The 16,819-nt window shown below is 66.0% G+C and carries 10 protein-coding genes and 1 pseudogene; 9 read left to right on the top strand and 2 right to left on the bottom strand.

From position 1 onward, the window contains the following. Positions 1–655 precede the first annotated feature (655 nt). Complete coding sequence (locus ALA01S_RS07190) at positions 656–4,171, bottom strand: PAS domain S-box protein (protein WP_066334036.1); 3,516 nt, start codon at positions 4,169–4,171, stop codon at positions 656–658. 233 nt (positions 4,172–4,404) lie between these two features. Here ALA01S_RS07190 and ALA01S_RS07185 point away from each other — a divergent pair, with 233 nt between their 5' ends. After that, positions 4,405–5,361 carry a pseudouridine-5'-phosphate glycosidase gene (locus ALA01S_RS07185; protein ID WP_066334034.1) on the top strand — a complete coding sequence of 319 codons (957 nt, stop codon included), beginning with the start codon at positions 4,405–4,407 and terminating at the stop codon, positions 5,359–5,361. Positions 5,362–5,368: 7 nt separating this feature from the next. Here the strand turns inward: ALA01S_RS07185 and ALA01S_RS32615 are convergent, their stop codons facing one another. Then, complete coding sequence (locus ALA01S_RS32615; protein ID WP_157118806.1) at positions 5,369–5,506, bottom strand: hypothetical protein; 138 nt, start codon at positions 5,504–5,506, stop codon at positions 5,369–5,371. Between the two features lie 220 nt (positions 5,507–5,726). Between ALA01S_RS32615 and ALA01S_RS07180 the strand changes: the two genes are divergently transcribed. The 8 genes and pseudogenes from ALA01S_RS07180 (at position 5,727) to ALA01S_RS07150 (ending at position 16,795) form a co-directional block, all read left to right on the top strand. After that, positions 5,727–6,497 (top strand): gamma-glutamyl-gamma-aminobutyrate hydrolase family protein, encoded by a 771-nt coding sequence (locus ALA01S_RS07180; protein ID WP_169805864.1) that lies wholly within the window; start codon positions 5,727–5,729, stop codon positions 6,495–6,497. Then, positions 6,494–7,354, top strand: coding sequence for a gamma-glutamyl-gamma-aminobutyrate hydrolase family protein (locus tag ALA01S_RS07175; RefSeq protein ID WP_066334026.1), 861 nt, complete (start codon positions 6,494–6,496; stop codon positions 7,352–7,354). Before ALA01S_RS07180 ends, ALA01S_RS07175 begins: the two co-directional genes overlap by 4 nt. A gap of 216 nt (positions 7,355–7,570) precedes the next feature. After that, positions 7,571–9,304 (top strand): FAD-dependent oxidoreductase, encoded by a 1,734-nt coding sequence (locus ALA01S_RS07170; protein ID WP_084267299.1) that lies wholly within the window; start codon positions 7,571–7,573, stop codon positions 9,302–9,304. A 163-nt stretch (positions 9,305–9,467) separates the two neighbouring features. Next, positions 9,468–11,309, top strand: a complete 1,842-nt coding sequence (locus tag ALA01S_RS07165; RefSeq protein ID WP_066334021.1) for a type I restriction-modification system subunit M — start codon at positions 9,468–9,470, stop codon at positions 11,307–11,309. A 57-nt stretch (positions 11,310–11,366) separates the two neighbouring features. After that, a pseudogene (locus tag ALA01S_RS35560) lies at positions 11,367–12,086 on the top strand (AlbA family DNA-binding domain-containing protein); the annotation flags it as partial. Between the two features lie 111 nt (positions 12,087–12,197). After that, positions 12,198–13,274, top strand: a complete 1,077-nt coding sequence (locus ALA01S_RS35425) for an ATP-binding protein (protein ID WP_373862978.1) — start codon at positions 12,198–12,200, stop codon at positions 13,272–13,274. Between the two features lie 78 nt (positions 13,275–13,352). Beyond that, positions 13,353–14,696, top strand: a complete 1,344-nt coding sequence (locus ALA01S_RS31525; protein ID WP_084267294.1) for a restriction endonuclease subunit S — start codon at positions 13,353–13,355, stop codon at positions 14,694–14,696. After that, the gene (locus tag ALA01S_RS07150; RefSeq protein WP_066334014.1) at positions 14,693–16,795 is read left to right on the top strand and encodes a DUF4357 domain-containing protein; all 2,103 of its coding nucleotides are present in this window, start codon (positions 14,693–14,695) and stop codon (positions 16,793–16,795) included. The genes ALA01S_RS31525 and ALA01S_RS07150 overlap by 4 nt, the downstream gene beginning before the upstream one ends. Positions 16,796–16,819: the final 24 nt, after the last annotated feature.

Raw genomic sequence — 16,819 nt, 5'->3', positions numbered from 1 at the left:
TATTAGTATCTGCAATGAAATACAAAAATTAATATTTGCTGGCCAATAAACTTGTTGATGCTCCTCACCAGCGGTTTTCGTAGCCCGCAAGCCTGGGCGGCGCGTCCCCTACCTCGTCATGCCCGCGAAGGCGGGCATCCACGAGCGCCGAGGTGGAGCCTTCGAACCGCATCGCTCAGGGCCAATGCCGGCGCGCCAGCACCCAGGCAGGCGTGGATACCCGCCTTCGCGCACTGCTGTCCGGGGAAAACTGAGAAGGACTTCGTATCCCGTGAGCCCATGCGTTTCGCCCCCTACGTCGTCATGCCCGCGAAAGCGGGCATCCACGAGCGCAGGGGTAGGACCTTCGAACTGCGTTGCCCAGGGCCAGTGCCTGCACGCCAGCACCGCGGCAGGCGTGGATACCCGCTTTCGCGGGTATGACGGATGAGGGTGCGAAGCGCTCTTGCCTCAGGGCTGACGGGGCGTCACCACTTTTCCAGAACAGCAGTGCACCTGCGCAGGGATGACGAAGCAACAGGTGCAGCACAACACCTTGCAGCTTGCGGTCGGCGACTTTTGTACCTCGCACACCCGCACGGCCTTTGTGTGTGGCGAGCCCTCAACAGAATTACTGCGCATTCCCGCGCATTCACGCGCAGCACCCCGCCCCGCTTCACTTCCTCCCCAGCAGCCCATCCAGCCGCATCAAGAACCCCGGCACGTCAATCGGCTTGGTCCAGAAATCCGCAAAGCCCGCCGCCAGCGCCCGCTTCACGTTGTCGGGCATGGCGTCGGCCGAGAGGGCGATGCAGCACAGGTCGCGCGTGGCCTCATCCGCCCGCAGGGCCGCCAGCACCTCGTAGCCCGTCATGTCGGGCAGGTTCATGTCCGTCAGGATCAGGTCCGGCTGCAGCCGACGCGCCATCGCGATGCCGGCGGCGCCATCGGCGGCCTCGTGCAGCGTGCAGTTGGGCCGCAGCGCCAGGATGTGCTTCACCAGCAGCGCGTTGACCGGGTCGTCCTCGATGTAGAGCACCGAGGCCGGCGCGGCGGGCACCGCCGCCTCGCCACCCGCGGGCCCGCCCTGCGGTGCCGCGGCGGGCTGCGCCACGGCCGGCACAGCAGCCTCAGGCGGGTGCGCTCGCGGCAGCTCCAGCGTGAACACGCTGCCCCCGCCCTCGCGCTGCGCCGCATGCAGCTCGCCTTGCATGAGCTGCGCCAGCCCCTTGGCAATGACCAGCCCCAGGCCCGCGCCCTCGATGTCCGTCTTCTCCGCGCCCAAGCGGTTGAAGGGTTGGAAGAGATGCGCGAGCTGCTCGTCGGTGAGGCCGCGGCCGCAGTCGGCCACCTCGATGCGCACGCGCCCCGATTCCTCCCGCGCCGACAGCCGCACCCAGCCGCCGCGCACGTTGTACTTGACGGCGTTGGCGGCCAGGTTGAGCAGCACCTGGTGCAGCCGCAGGCCGTCGGCCAGCACGGCCGGGGCGCCGGCACCCACGTCGTTGATGAGGCGCACGCCCGCGGCCTCGGCCAGCGGCTCCACGCTGCCCAAGCTGCCGCGCACCAGGGCATGCAGGTCCAGCGCCTGCAGCGCCAGCGGCGTGCTGCCGGCCTCTATGCTGGCCAGGTCCAGGATCTCGCTGATCATCGCCAGCAGGTGGCGCCCGGCGGCGTGCACCTTGCGCAGCCGCTCGGCCTGCGCGCCGCGCAAGGGTGCGTCGGCATCCATCTCCATCATCTGCGCAAAGCCCAGGATGGCGTTGAGCGGCGTGCGCAGCTCGTGGCTGATGCGCGCCAGGAAGCGGCTCTTGGCCTCGCTGGCCTGCTCGGCGGTGCGGCGCGCGGCGCGCTCCCGCTCGGCCTGCTCGCGCTCCGTCACGTCGCGGAAGTACACGGTGATGCCGCCGTCGTCCGACGGGTAGGCCGACACCTCGTAGCGCTTGCCCAGCGGCGGGTAGTGCTCCTCGAAGCGCACCACCGTGCCCGTGCGCATGCACAGCTCGTACTCGCGCTGGAAGCGCGAGCCCACGGCCTCGGGGAACTCGTCCCACACCGTGCGCCCAAGCAGCTCGCCGCGCCGGCGCGCCAGGAACACCTCGGCCTGGCCGTTGACGTAGGTGAAACGCCAGCCGTCGTCCAGCGAGAAGATGCCGTCGGTGATGCTCTCCATCGTGGCCGTGAGCCGCGTGGCCAGGGCGCGCGCCTCCTGCTCCAGCCGCTTGTGGTCGTGGATGTCCACCGAGGAGCCATACCAGGCCATGGTGGCGCCGCCGTCGATGTTGACCGGCTGCGCGCTGATGAGGTGCCAGCGCCAGGCGCCGTCGAAGCGGCGCAGCCGGTACTCGATCTCGAAGGGTTTCAACTGCTTCACGGCCTCGCCCCAGCGCTGCACCAGCGCGGCCTTGTCGTCGGGGTGCACCAGCGCCAGCCAGCCATGGGGAATGGCCTGCTCCACCGGCACGCCGGTGTAGCGCTCCAGGCGCGAGGAGGCGAAGTCCAGCGTTCCGTCCTGCCGCGCCGTCCACACCACGATGGGCATGGATTCGGCCAACAGCCGCCATTTCTGCATTTGCACGTGCTGCTCGGTGTTGTCCCGGAAATAGACGGCCAGCCCCTCGTCGGTGGCGAAGGCCGAGATGTCGTGCCAGCGGTCCTGCGGCCGGTAGTGAAACTCCAGCCGCCGCGTGCGGCCGTCGGCCATGGTGGCGCGGTACAGCTGCTCCAGCGGCGAGCCCACGGTGGCCGGGAAGGCCTCCCACAGGGTGTGGCCCAGCAGCTCGCGGCGGCTGCGCCCCAGCAGCCGCTCGGCCGCGGCGTTGAAGTAGAGGAAGCGCCAGTGGCCGTCGAGCAGGTAGAAGGCGTCGCTCATGCGCTCCAGCGTGGCCTGCAGTTGCCGGCCGACCTGGTAGGCCGCCTCCACCGCCTCCACCTGCTGCGAGATGTCCTGGAAGATGCCGTGCACCCGCACCACCGCGCTCGAGCCGGCGCCCGGGCCTGCCACGCCGCGCACGGGCTTGCCCACCGAGCGCGTCCAGCGCGTGAGGCCCTTGCGGCAGGTGAACTTGAGCACCAGGTCGTAAGGCGTGCCGTGCTCGCAGGCCTGCTCGAAGGCCAGAGAGATGGCGCGCTGGTGGCCGGGCTCGAACAGGGCGATCACCTGCTGCGGCGTGGGCGTTTCCGCCGGCTCGAAGCCCAGGATGCGCAGGTACTCCGCGTCGCCGTGCAGGCGCTGGCGCAGCACGTCGAACTCCCAGGTGCCCAGGTGGCCCATCTCGCAGGCCAGGCGCAGCCGCTCGCCGGCGCGCTCCAGCGCCTGCGAGCGCTGCTGCAGCGCCAGCAGGGCTTCGTGCTCGGCCGTGACGTCCTGGATGGTGCCGGCCAGCCGCTGGCCGAAGGGCTCGGGGCCTTCGCGCAGCGCGGCGCGCTCGTGCACGCAGCGCCGGCTGCCGTCGGGGCGCAGCACGCGCACGCGCAGGTCCATGGGCGCCTCGCCCGCGCGCGCGATGGCGTGCTCCAGGCGCGGCCTGTCCTCGGGGTGGACCAGCGCGAAGTACGCCTCCCGCGAGGGCACGAAGGTGCTCTCGTCCAGCCCAAGAATGCGAAACACCTCCGCCGACCACTGCACCGAGCCCGACGCCAGCTCACGCGACCAGGTCCCCACGTGGCTGAGCGACTGGATGTCGGCCAGTTGCTGCGCCGTTTCCTCGTGGCGGCGGCGCTCCAGTTGCCGCTCCAGCAGGCACACGGCCTGGCGGGCCAGGGTGCGCAGCCAGTCGCGCGCCGCCTCGTCCAGGCGCCGCGCGCAGGTGTCGAAGACCGAGAGCGCGCCCACGCGAGCGCCGTCGGCCAGGGCCAGGGGCACGCAGGCGCAGAAGGCAATGTGCGGCGGGCCGCTCACCGGGGCCAGGCCGCGCAAGGCCGCGTCGCGCGTGGCGTCCTCGACCTCGAAGAAGTCCCCTGCCCCCAGCGCCCGCGCGCAAAGGGAGTCCTCGCGCGAGACCTCCGGCATGGGCGGGCCGAAGGTGGCCTTGGGCCAGGTGCGGTGCTCGTCCACCAGCGTGAGCGCGGCCGACGGCGTGCCGCACAGCGTGGCGGCCAGGCGGGCCAGATCGTCGTACTCGGCCTGCGGCGCCGTGTCCAGCAGGGCCAGCTCGTGCAGCGTGCGCAGGCGGCGGACTTCTTCGTTCATCGGCCTGGCGGTGCTCCCTGTACTGTTGCGTGGACGGTTGGCTGTTTCCCGAGGGCCGCGGGTTCGTCCTGGGCCAGTCATTGCGCAGCGGGGCGGCAAACCAGATGCCCAGCCCGGGCCGTGGGGCACGGCCACGGGAGCGCCCGCCAGGCGCCGCGCCCACGGCTTGGAACACCGGAAGCTGCGGCACACTGCCGGCGCTTCGCACCGCCGCAGCACACAAGGACTTGCCCATGCCCCTTCCGGACACCGCCCGCCCCTGGCTCGTTGACAGCCCCGCCGTTGCCGCCGCGCGCGCGGCCGGGCGACCGCTGGTGGCGCTGGAATCCACCATCGTCGCGCACGGCATGCCTTACCCGGAGAACGTGCGCACGGCGCGCGAGGTGGAGGCCGTCATACGCGCGCACGGCGCCGAGCCCGCGACCATCGCCGTGATGGACGGCCGCCTGCGCATAGGCCTGGCCGACGACGAGCTGGAATTGCTGGGCCGCAGCGGCCAGGCGCAAAAGGTCAGCCGCCGCGATCTACCGGCCGTGCTGGCCAGCGGCGAGATGGGCGCCACCACCGTGTCGGCCACCATGATTGGCGCGCAACTCGCGGGCATCGAGGTGTTCGTCACCGGCGGCATTGGCGGCGTGCACCGCCAGGCGCAGCAGACCATGGATATATCGGCCGATTTGCAGGAGCTGGCCCGCACGTCCGTGGCCGTGGTCTGCGCCGGGGCCAAATCCATTCTCGATATCGGCCTGACGCTGGAATACCTGGAAACCCACGGCGTGCCGGTGATTTCCGTGGGCCAGGAGAATTTCCCGGCCTTTTATACGCGCGACAGCGGCTATAAGGCCGATCGCCGCGTGGACGATCCGGCGGATATGGCCCGCATCGTCCGCACCAAGTGGGATCTGGGTTTGGAAGGCGGCGTGGTCGTGGGCGTGCCCGTGCCGGAAAGCGATGCGATGGCCCGCGATGAAATCGACGCCATCATCGAGCAGGCGTTGTCGGAAGCTCAATCCCGCGGCATCGCCGGCAAGGAGGTGACGCCCTTCCTGCTGGCCCGCATCAAGGCGCTGACCGGGGGGCGCAGCCTGGCGGCCAATATCGCGCTCGTGAAAAACAACGCGGCGATGGGGGCGAAACTCGCGATGGAATTGGGCCGCGGGCGCGGCGGAAAAACCGGCATGTGGGTTTGAAGCAATTTCAAACCCGGCCACGCTCCTCGGCGTGAATTTGCGCAATCGTCTGCCGTATCAATTGCCGCGTGGTGTCACGCAGCGGGCCGGACGAGTTTCTGCGGCGCAGCAATATTTTCAGCGCTGATTCGGCGATGACTTTCATGATTCAACTCCGTTGACTTCATGGATGCCTTCGCGCGCTCATTTTCAAACATCCACGCCCCCAATATAGAAACCGCCGGCGCGGTTCGGTCGTAGGGATGCGACACGGTCTTGTGCGTTTGCGACATGCGCGCTGGCCGCGCCGGTATCGGCCCCGTCCTACAGCCGCGCCCGCCCCTTTCCGATGTTCCCGGCCGCTGCCGGTGTGAACCATGGGGCGCATGTCCGCGCACAAACCTCTCGTCTGGCTGCCGGCCTGCCACCGCAACCTCGACCTCTGCGACCCCGGCGGCTACACCGTGCTGGCCGACCGCTATGCCGCGGCCGTCTGCGGGCTGGGGCTGCAGCCCGTGCTGTTTCCCATGGCGGGCGCGGCCGACGTGGCCGACCTGCTGCCGCTGGTGGACGGCGTGCTGCTCACGGGCTCGCCCTCCAACGTCGAGGCCTCGCACTTCGGCGCCTCGGCCCTGGCCTCGGACCTGCTGGACCCGCGCCGCGACCGGCTGACCATGGCGCTCGTCCCCGCAGCCGTTGCCGCCGGCACGCCGCTCTTTGGCGTGTGCCGCGGGCTGCAGGAGATGAACGTCGCCCTGGGCGGCAGCCTCTACCAGCAGGTGCACGTCGAAACCGGCCTCCTGGACCACCGGGAGCCAGAAGGCGAGCCGGAAGAGGTGCAGTTCGCCGTGCGGCACGAAGTCATCTTCAAGAGCGGCAGCGCCTTCATGGACTGGGCCGGCGGCGAGCGCGCCATGGTCAATTCGCTGCATGGCCAGGGCATCAAGCGCCTGGGCCAGGGGCTGATGGCCGAGGCCATGGCGCCGGACGGGCTGGTGGAAGGCGTGCACGTGGAAGGCGCGCGGGCCTTCGCCTATGGCGTGCAGTGGCACCCGGAGTGGCGGCACGAGCAGACGCCCTTCTACCAGCGCACGCTGCAGGCCTTTGCCCAGGCCTGCCGCGAGCATTGCCGCGAGCGCATGGGGCCCTGCCTGTGACGCCGGCTGACTCCCACCCCGGCGGCACCGCCGCCGCCGCGTTGACCACCGGACTTCCCGCCGAGGCCGTGCCCTGCGTCTGGGTCGTGGCCAGCCACCGCGAGCTGGGCAACGAGCACGGGCACCCGCAGCCCTACACCGTCATGGACGAAGGCGGCCTGCGCACGCTGGTCAGCCGCGGGCTGCAGCCGGTGTGCTTCCCGCGCGTGCCCGCCGGACGGCTGCCGCTGATGCTGGAGCACGTGCAGGGCGTACTGTTGGGCGGCTCGGCCACCAACGTGCATCCGCGCCACTACGCGGAGGAGCCCGTCAGCGAGGACATGGAATTCGACCCCGACCGCGAGGCCGTCTCGCTGCCGCTCATACGCCTGTGCATCGAGCGTGGCGTGCCGCTGGTCGGCTTTTGCCGCGGCTCGCACGAGATCAACGTCGCCATGGGCGGCAGCCTGCACCAGCGACTGCAGGCCCTGGGCGGCGGCGTGGTGCACTGGGAAGACCCGGAAGAATCGCTGGCCCAGCAGTACGCCGAGCGCCACGAGGTGGGCGTCGTGCCCGGCGGCGAGCTGGAGCGCATCACCGGCTGCCAGCGCTTCGCGGTGAGCTCGCTGCATTCACAGGGCGTGAAGCGCCTGGCGCCGGGGCTGGTGGCCGAGGCCCATGCCGACGACGGCCTGGTGGAGGCCTTCCGCTGGCACGACGCGGCGCAGTTCGCCTGGGGTTTCCAATTCCATCCCGAATGGGGCCACCAGCTGCACCCGCGCTACGGACGGATCATGGAAGCCTTCGTGGACGCGTGTTGGGCGCGCTTGCGGGCCCAGGCGGAGCCGGCCGCTGCCGCCGCGCGGGAAACAGCTTGAATCGTCCGCCTCGCGGGCAGGTGCATCCTTGGCGCGCTGCCCCGCCGCTGCCCCGCCACTGACCCACGAGCGGGCGCACGGCCTGCCTGCAACCGCCCCGCCCAGGAGAACGCCCCCATGCCGGAAGACCTGACCACGCCCGCCGCCGAGCTTTCCGCCGCGGACCCAACGGCCCCCGACCAGGCCCCCAGCGAGCTGCTCTCGCGCCGCCACCAGATGTTCCCGCTGCTGAGCGCGGCCGACGTGCAGCGCATGCGCCGCTTTGCGCACGAGTGCAGCTTCGACGCCGGCAGCCTGCTGCTGCAGGCCGGCCAGCCCGGCGCGGGGCTGTACGTGCTGCTGCAGGGCGCGGTGGAGGTGGTGCAGCGCGACGGGCTGGGGCACGAGCGCCCCATCATCACCATGCGCGCCGGGCACTTCGTGGGCGAGGTGGGCTCGCTCACCGGCAAGCCCTCGCTGGTGGACGCTCGCGCGCAGGAGGGCGTGCACGCCCTGTGCCTGCCGCCGGAGCAGTTGCGCGCGCTGATCATCGCGGAGGCCGACCTGGGCGAGCGGATGGTGCGCTCGCTCATCTTGCGCCGCGTGGGCCTCATCGAGGCCGGCGCCAGCGGCCCTGTGCTCATAGGCCGGCCGGACTCGGCCGACCTGCTGCGGCTGCAGAACTTTCTTCGCCGCAACGGCCACCCCTACCAGCACCTGGACGCCACCCGCGACGCCGAGGCTGCCTCGCTCATGGCCCAGTACGGCGCCGCGCCCGCCGACGCGCTGGCCGTGTGCCCCGACGGCTCGGTGCTGCTCAACCCGGACAACGAGGCCCTTGGGCGCTGCATGGGCATGGTGGACGAGGCGACGTTGGCCGAGGTGGTGGACGTGGCCATCGTGGGCGCCGGCCCCGCGGGCCTGGCCACCGCCGTCTATGCCGCCTCCGAAGGGCTGCTCGTGGCCGTGCTCGACTGCCGCGCCTTCGGCGGGCAGGCCGGCGCCAGCGCCCGCATCGAGAACTACCTGGGCTTTCCCACCGGCATCTCCGGCCAGGCGCTGGCCGGGCGCGCCTACGTGCAGGCGCAGAAGTTCGGCGCGCGCATGCTCATTCCGGCGCAGGTGGCGCATCTGCAATGCCACCGCGAGGCGGGCGCTGGCACAGACGCGAACGCGGCCGCGGGGCAGGACCAGCGCGGCGCCGCCGCGGCCAAGGCGGCCAAGACGGTGGACGGAGGCGACGCCGGGGCGGGCGCGGGTGCGGCCGGTCCCTTGTCCGTGGAGCTGACCGACGGCCGGCGCCTGCGCGCGCGCTGCGTGGTGGTGGCCAGCGGCGCGCGCTACCGGCGCCCAAGCGTGCCGCGGCTGGAGGATTTCGAGGGCCGGGGCGTGTGGTACTGGGCTTCGCCGGTGGAGGCGCGCATGTGCGCGCGCACGGAGGTGGCGCTGGTGGGCGGTGGCAACTCGGCCGGGCAGGCGGCCGTGTTCCTCAGCGGCCATGCGTCGCGCGTGTACATGCTGGTGCGCGGCGCCGGGCTGGCCGCGAGCATGTCGCGCTACCTCATAGACCGCATAGAGGCCACGCCCAACATCGAGCTGCTCACGCACACCGAGATCACGCAACTCGAAGGCGGCGACTCGGGGCTGGAGGCCGTCACCTGGCGCCACCGCCAAAGCGGCGAGCAAAGCCGCCGCAACCTGCGCAACCTGTTCCTGTTCGTCGGCGCCGACCCGGAGACCGACTGGCTGCAGGGCTGCGGCGTGGAGCTCGATTCACAAGGTTTCGTGCGCACCGGTGGGGCGGTGGAACGGCGCAAGGGCGGCACGCCGCCCGCGCCGCTGGAAACCAGCGTGCCGGGCGTGTTCGCGGTGGGCGACGTGCGCGCCGGCTCCGTCAAGCGCGTGGGCGCCGCCATCGGCGAAGGGGCGGCGGCGGTGGCGCAGATTCACCAGGTGCTGGCGGGGCTGTGAGCGCGGTGTAGGGGCGTAGGAATCGCGCCACGCGACAGGCGCCGCCGCCCGACCCCACTGCTACGCTTGAGGGTTACGGCCTGTACAGGCCGGCCCCGCCCTTCGCAGTAACGCTCCTGGCCGCCCGGCCGCGAACTCAGCCGTACCGGTTCTCCGCTCCTACATGACTCCTCAAAACCTCTCGGCCTTCATCTGGTCCGTCGCCGACTTGCTGCGCGGCGACTACAAGCAAAGCGAATACGGCCGCGTCATCCTTCCCTTCACCGTGCTGCGCCGCCTGGACTGCGTGCTGGAGAGCACCAAGCCCGCCGTGCTGGCCGAGTACGAGGCCAGGACCAAGGCCGGGCTGAACGCCGACCCCTTCCTGCTGCGCAAGGCGGGCCAGAGCTTCTACAACACCTCGCCGCTGGACCTGAACAAGCTCCTGGGCGACCAGGACCATATCCGCCAGAACCTCTACGCCTACGTGCAGGCCTTCTCGCCGTCGGCGCGCGACATCTTCGAGCGCTTTGACTTCCATACGCAGGTGGAGCGGTTGGCCAAGGCGGGCTTGCTGTACCTCGTCGTTGAAAAATTCGCCCACATCGACCTGCACCCCGAGGCGGTGGACAACGCCAGCATGGGCCTGGTGTTCGAGGAGCTGATCCGCAAGTTCGCGGAAATCTCCAACGAGACGGCCGGTGAGCACTTCACGCCGCGCGAGGTCATCCGCCTCATGGTGAGCCTGCTGTTCATCGAAGACGACGACGTGCTCACCGCCGGTAACGCCGTGGTGCGCACCATCTACGACCCGACGGCGGGCACGGGCGGCATGCTCTCCGTGGCGGGCGAATACCTGCTGGAGCACAACCCGCAGGCGCGGCTGACCATGTACGGGCAGGAGCTCAACGACGAGTCCTATGCCATCTGCAAGGCCGACATGCTCATCAAGGGCCAGGAGGTGCGCAACATCGTCGCCGGCAACACGCTCAGCGACGACGGCCACGCCGGCCAGAAGTTCGACTACATGCTCTCCAACCCGCCCTTCGGCGTGGAGTGGAAGAAGGTCGAGAAGGTCGTCCGGCAGGAGCACGAGCAAAGGGGCTTCGACGGCCGCTTCGGCCCCGGCCTGCCGCGCGTGAGCGACGGCTCCATGCTGTTCCTGCTGCACCTGCTGTCCAAGATGCGCCCGGCACAGGACGGCGGCAGCCGCTTCGGCATCGTGCTCAACGGCTCGCCGCTGTTCACGGGCGGCGCGGGCAGCGGCGAGAGCGAAATCCGCCGCTACGTGCTGGAGAACGACCTGGTGGAGGCCATCGTCGGCCTGCCCACCGACATGTTCTACAACACCGGCATCGCGACCTACGTCTGGATCATTTCCAACCGCAAGACCGACGATCGCCAGGGCTACGTGCAGCTCATAGACGCCAGCGGCTTCTGGCAAAAGATGCGCAAGAGCCTGGGCTCCAAGCGCAAGGAAATGAGCGAGCAGCACATCGCCACCGTGACGCGGCTCTTCGGCGACTTCACCGAGGCCGAGTTCGTCACCGTGCTGGACGCGGACGGCAAGCCGCAGGGCGAAGCCCAGCTCGTCACCAACAACGACATGCCGCCCGTGGCGCCGGAGGGCGGGCGGCTCAAGCGCGTGCCCATCTCGCGCATCTTCCGCAACGAGGATTTCGGCTACACGACCATCACCGTCGAGCGTCCGCTGCTCGATGAGAGCGGCAAGCCGGTGCTGGGCGTGAAGGGCAAGCAAAAGGGCAAGCCGCAACCGGATTCATCGCTGCGCGACACCGAGAACGTGCCACTGGCCGAGGACATTGGCGACTATTTCAAGCGCGAGGTCTTGCCGCACGCGCCGGATGCCTGGATTGACGAAGAGAAAAGCAAGGTGGGCTATGAGATTCCGTTCAACCGGCATTTCTACGTGTTCGAGCCGCCTCGCAGCCTGCATGCGATTGATGAGGAATTGAAGGCGGTGTCGGCGCGGATCATGGGGATGCTGGGAGAGCTGGCGGAATGAGGGGCCGAGCCGCGCCAGTGCAAACGATGAGCAGTCCACCCGGCGAAGGAGGCGGCCATGCGTGAGGCCGCCGATCTGCTGCGGGAGTTGAACGAGCTCGACGAGTCCATTGGCATCGAAGCCAAGCGCGCCAGTGAGGTCGGCAAGTCGATCCTGCAAACCGTGGTGGCCTTCGCCAACGAGCCGGGGCTTGGCGGCGGCCACCTGCTGCTGGGCATCGACTGGAAGACCGACGAGAAAGGCGACGTGGTGTATTGGGCCGCCGGCCTGCCTAACCCGGACAAGGTGCAACTCGACCTGGCCAGCCAGTGCGCAAGCATGTTGAGCACCGTGCTGCGGCCTGAAATGCGCGTCGAATCCATTGACGGCCGGCCGGTGCTGGTCGTTTTCGTGCCGGAGGTGGACGCCTCCCAAAAGCCCGTCTACCTCAAGGCCTCGGGGCTGCCTTTGGGCGCGTACCGCCGTATCGGTTCGTCGGACCAACGCTGCGTCGAAGAGGACATCTGGGTGCTGCGCGGGGAAACGCAGCCGCAGATGGGCCCGGACATGATGGTCATGGCAGACGCCTCCCGCGACGACCTCGATCCCCAAGCCATTGCCGAGTACCGGCGGCTGCGTGCCGAGGCCAACCCGGGCGCTGAGGAATTGAGCTACGCGGACGACGAGTTGCTGGAAGCCATCTGTGCGCTGCGCCGCAGCCAAGGTCAGCTCAAGCCCACCGTGGCTGGCATCGTCCTGTTCGGCAAGCCATTGACGCTGCGGCGCTTGATGCCCGCGCTGCGCGTGGACTACGTGCGCGTTGCCGGTACGCAGTGGGTGGAGGACGCTGACGAGCGTTTCGTGAGCACGCTGGACGTGCGCAAGCCGCTGCTGCTGACGCTGCGGCAGATGCAAAACACGATTCTTGATGAGCTGCCCCGGGGCTTCAGGCTGGACGCCGGGGAGCTGCAAAGCCGCCAGGAGCCGGTGCTACCGCGCAAGGTGATACGCGAGGCGCTGGCCAACGCCACCATGCATCGCAGCTACCAGGTGAACAGCCCGGTGCAGGTCGTGCGCTACAGCAACCGCATCGAGATCATCAATCCGGGCTTTTCGCTCAAGCACCTGGCCGACTTGGGCACGCCAGGTTCACGGTTGCGCAATCCGGCCATCGCGGCCGTGCTGCATGACTTGCACTGGGCGGAGACCAAGGGGTCGGGCGTGCGCACCATGCGCCGACTGTCCCTGGACGCTGGCCTGCCCTCACCGGAGTTCCAGTCCGACCGCCAGCGCAACGAGTTCAAGGTCACGCTGTTTTTGCATCACCTGCTGACCGAGGACGACTACCGCTGGCTCCGGGTGCTGGCGGGCGACACCTTGTCCGCCGACGAGGCCAAGGTGCTGATCTACGCGCGCGAAACGGGCGCGGTGGACAACACGGCGTGCCGTGACGTGTCGGGCCTGGACACCCTGACGGCCAGCCGCGTGCTCCGGCGCCTGCGCGACCGCGGGCTGCTGGCGAAACAGGATTCTGGAAGCCGCACCCACTACACCCTGGCCCGCCAGGACGCGCCGCAGCCCTCGCCCCCGCAACGCGAGCTGCCGCTGGACACGGCCGCCGCATTCCCCCCAGCTCCGCCGGCAGCAGGGTGGGATTGCGGCAATCCCCCCCTGCTCCAGCCCGAATCCCCCCCTGCTGCGCCAGACATCCCCACGGGGTTGAAAGAGCGCATTGCCGCGGCGGGACGCAAGCCACGGCAGGCGGTGCTGAGGGCGCTGTTGGTAGAGCTTTGCGCGCTGCGCCCTTTCACCGTGGCCGAGTTGTGCCGATTATTGGAGCGCAGCGACCCCAAGGAATTGCGCCGCAATCACCTGCGCCCATTGCGTGAGGCCGGGTTGTTGAGCCTGCTGTACCCGGAAACCGAAAAACACCCCCATCAAGCCTATACCACGGCAAAAAAACAGAAGGAGCCCGATGCGGGCTGAGTCAGCCAAATATGGTTTTGGAATTCATGTGCCAAAGGCGCGTGAACCAATTCAGCCTACGGGACATGAGGAACAAAAATGAAGCGGTATTCTGAATATAAGGACAGTGGGGTGGCTTGGTTGGGCGATATTCCTGCGCATTGGCAGGCAAGCCGGCTCAAGAAAATCGTTCACAGCATTGACTCTGGTGTCAGCGTGAACGCGGTTGACGAACCGGCCGAAACCAATGCATATGGCGTATTGAAAACCAGCTGCGTATATCAAGGCTTTTTCGATCCAAGCGAGAACAAAGCCGTTCTTCCTGAGGAAATGGGCCGGGTAGCATGCCCCGTGATGGCCAATACGCTGATCGTTAGCAGGATGAATACCCCGGCACTTGTGGGCGCAGCAGGCCTAGTAACGAGGAATTTTCCAAAACTGTTCTTACCTGATCGCTTATGGCAAGTTCGCTTTACTGACGCCCTACCCAAATTCGTCCACTACTGGACACAGTCACCCTTTTATAGAACTCAGGTTCAAATGGCTTGCGCAGGCTCAAGCGCCAGCATGCAAAACCTTTCCCAGGATGATTTTCTTGGCTTTTTCCTGGCTTTGCCGGAAATCGATGAACAAGCCACTATTGCTTGCTTCCTTGATTTGGAAACTGCCAAAATTGACGCCCTGATCGCCGAGCAGGAAAAACTCATTTCCCTGCTGGCCGAAAAGCGGCAGGCCACTGTCTCGCACGCGGTTACCAAGGGGCTTGATCCGCAGGTGCCGATGAAGGATTCCGGGGTAGCGTGGCTGGGAGAAGTGCCGGCACATTGGGAAGTTGTTCGCATTCGACACGCCTTGACCATAGATAACAGTCCGCGCCTTCCAATCAATCGCGAAGAGAGGGCAAAAATGGCAGGGCAGTATCCCTATTGGGGGCCAACTGGGATTATTGATCACATCGATCATTTCCGATATGAGGGTGCCCGTGCATTGATCGGTGAGGATGGCGACCATTTCACCAAGCATTCGATCTGGCCAATGACCCAGTGGACGACAGGCCAGTTCAATGTCAACAACCATGCGCATGTAATTGCTGATGGCCCCAGGTGCACAGCCAAGTGGTTCTACTTTTCTTTCCTCCACCGAGACATTGGCAACGATTTGATCGCTCAAGGTGTTTCGCGACTCAAACTCACCCGCGAAGGGCTGTCGAATTTGTGGCTGGCAGTCCCGCCATTAGACGAACAGCTCGCAATAATTTCCGATTCAGAAGCAACGCTTGAGCGCCATATTGAGCTAACCAAATCTGTTCAGCGTCAAATATCTCTTCTAGAAGAACGCCGCAACGCCATAATCGCCGCCGCTGTCACCGGCCAGATCGACGTGCGAAATTCGCCCGCCGCACCTACTAAAACAACCGAAGAAATTCAAGAAGCCTTGCAATGAGCTATACCCTCACCGCCAAGGAAAAGCCGCTGGCCAAGATATTCAGCGCGGATTACGTCTTCACCATTCCCGGTTATCAACGCCCGTACTCCTGGGGCATTGAGCAGGCCAAGGAACTGCTTGAGGACTTATTGGGTTACATGCAGGACAACGGCGCCCCATCCAATACCTCGGCACCTTATTTTCTCGGCAGCATCGTCCTTATCAAAGACGAACACTCAGCCGATGCCACCGTGGTGGATGGCCAGCAACGCCTCACCACGTTGACACTGTTGCTGTCCGCCATTCGTGCTTCGATAAAAGATTCCACTGCCCAAAATAGCATCACCAAATGCATTTATGAGCACGGCGACGACATATTTGGCAATCACGCCTGCTACAGGCTCTCACTGCGCGAGCGTGACAGGGATTTTTTCCGGGACTACGTCCAGCATGAGGACGGCATATCCAAGCTGGTTACTTTTGAAGGCATATTGTCAGACCCGCAGAACCGGCTGCGCACCAACGCCCGGTATTTCATGGATACGCTACGTGTACTGGATCAGAAAACCCTTGCAAGCTTGACGAAGTTTATTGTCACGCGCTGCTATCTCGTCACCGTATCCACACCCGATCTCGACTCGGCATTCCGCATTTTCGGCATACTCAACAGCCGTGGCTTGGACCTGAGCGCCACGGACATTCTCAAAGCCGAGATTATTGGCTTCATCACCGAAGATGGGCGAAAGGTTTACACCGACAAATGGGAATCCATTGAGGAGAAACTGGGGCGGGACGATTTTGGCGACCTGTTCAGCCATATCCGGATGATATACCGCAGGGCCAAGCCAAAAAATAACCTGCTCAAGGAATTCCGGGACCATGTAGATATATCCCAACCGGTTGATTTTATCAGCCAAGTTTTGATGCCTGCATCGGAAGCGTACCTGGCTATCGTGAACGCGAACCACGCAAGCACCAAGCACGCGGAGCAGATTAACGAGCATTTCAGCTGGCTCAATCGCATTGAATTCAAGGATTGGCTGCCACCTGCCTTGGCATTTTTCATGAAGCATCGCCATGATTCTGAGGCCATGCTGGTTTTTTTCAGGGACCTGGAGCGACTGACCTATTCAATGCTGGTGCGCAAAACGGGCATCAATGACCGTATTGAACGGTTTTCAAGCCTGACCGGTGCTATCGAGAAAAATACGGACCTGCAGGCCGATACATCGCCCCTGCAATTGACGCCAGAAGATCAGCATGCGACTTACGAAATGCTGTCCGGCCCGCTGTACGAAACCCATTCGGCCCGCGCCCTGGCTGTCATTCTGCTGAGGCTGGACCGATTACTGGCCGACACGGGCGCCTCTTACGATGACAAGGTTGTGAGCGTTGAGCATGTTCTGCCACAGTCACCGCCGCAGAGCAGCCAGTGGCTGCAGTGGGTTTCCGACCCCGCTGACCGGCTGTACTGGACACATCGGCTTGGAAACCTAACCCTGCTCAGCCGACGCAAGAACAGTGCCGCCAGCAACTATGAATTCGAAAAGAAGAAAAACACCTATTTCGCCAAAGGCGGCATATGTCCATTCATGCTGACGGTCCAAGTGTTGCAACAGCACGAATGGTCACAGGATGTGATGGAGGCCCGCCATGCCCAGCTACTCGCGGTTTTGGAGGAACACTGGAAACTCGAAGACCGGCAAAGTCCAAATGCGTGGGCAGAGAGGGAGCTGATTGATTTGACGGGCACTGACGATTTACCTGTCTTTGAGTTAAAAAACCCAAAAACCGGCTTAAAGACGTTTGCTCGCGAAATTGCCGGAAAATTCGTTGTCCAGGCTGGTTCTCAGGCAAGGCGCAAATGGATTGGCCAAGATCACAGCTATCGGCAGTTGCATGCCTCCTTGATCGAAGACAAAACCCTGCGCGATACTGGCGGCGATTATCTTGAGTTTGCCGCGAACTATTCTTTCAAAAGCCCAAGCGCCGCATCGGCTGTTTCTCTGGGCCGCCCAGACCAAGGAACAACGAGCTGGTGTTTACAAGGCACTGGCATCACCTATGCGGCCTGGAAGAAGAGCCAAGGTGCGACGGCATCCAAGGCTGCGCCTTAGTTAAAGGAAATCGCCGAACGGACC

Source organism: Azohydromonas lata NBRC 102462 (genome assembly GCF_001571085.1).
GTDB classification, from domain to species: domain Bacteria; phylum Pseudomonadota; class Gammaproteobacteria; order Burkholderiales; family Burkholderiaceae_C; genus Azohydromonas; species Azohydromonas lata.
The sequence above is the reverse complement of the archived record's forward strand: the minus strand, read 5'-3'. Positions and strand labels throughout refer to the sequence as shown.

Excerpts from the sequence above, each read along its gene's own strand:
- ALA01S_RS07190 (WP_066334036.1), bottom strand. The coding sequence starts at position 4,171 with ATGAACGAAGAAGTCCGCCGCCTGCGCACGCTGCACGAGCTGGCCCTG.
- ALA01S_RS07185 (WP_066334034.1), top strand. The coding sequence starts at position 4,405 with ATGCCCCTTCCGGACACCGCCCGCCCCTGGCTCGTTGACAGCCCCGCC.
- ALA01S_RS32615 (WP_157118806.1), bottom strand. The coding sequence starts at position 5,506 with ATGAAAGTCATCGCCGAATCAGCGCTGAAAATATTGCTGCGCCGCAGA.
- ALA01S_RS07180 (WP_169805864.1), top strand. The coding sequence starts at position 5,727 with ATGTCCGCGCACAAACCTCTCGTCTGGCTGCCGGCCTGCCACCGCAAC.
- ALA01S_RS07170 (WP_084267299.1), top strand. The coding sequence starts at position 7,571 with ATGTTCCCGCTGCTGAGCGCGGCCGACGTGCAGCGCATGCGCCGCTTT.
- ALA01S_RS07165 (WP_066334021.1), top strand. The coding sequence starts at position 9,468 with ATGACTCCTCAAAACCTCTCGGCCTTCATCTGGTCCGTCGCCGACTTG.
- ALA01S_RS35425 (WP_373862978.1), top strand. The coding sequence starts at position 12,198 with ATGCAAAACACGATTCTTGATGAGCTGCCCCGGGGCTTCAGGCTGGAC.
- ALA01S_RS31525 (WP_084267294.1), top strand. The coding sequence starts at position 13,353 with ATGAAGCGGTATTCTGAATATAAGGACAGTGGGGTGGCTTGGTTGGGC.
- ALA01S_RS07150 (WP_066334014.1), top strand. The coding sequence starts at position 14,693 with ATGAGCTATACCCTCACCGCCAAGGAAAAGCCGCTGGCCAAGATATTC.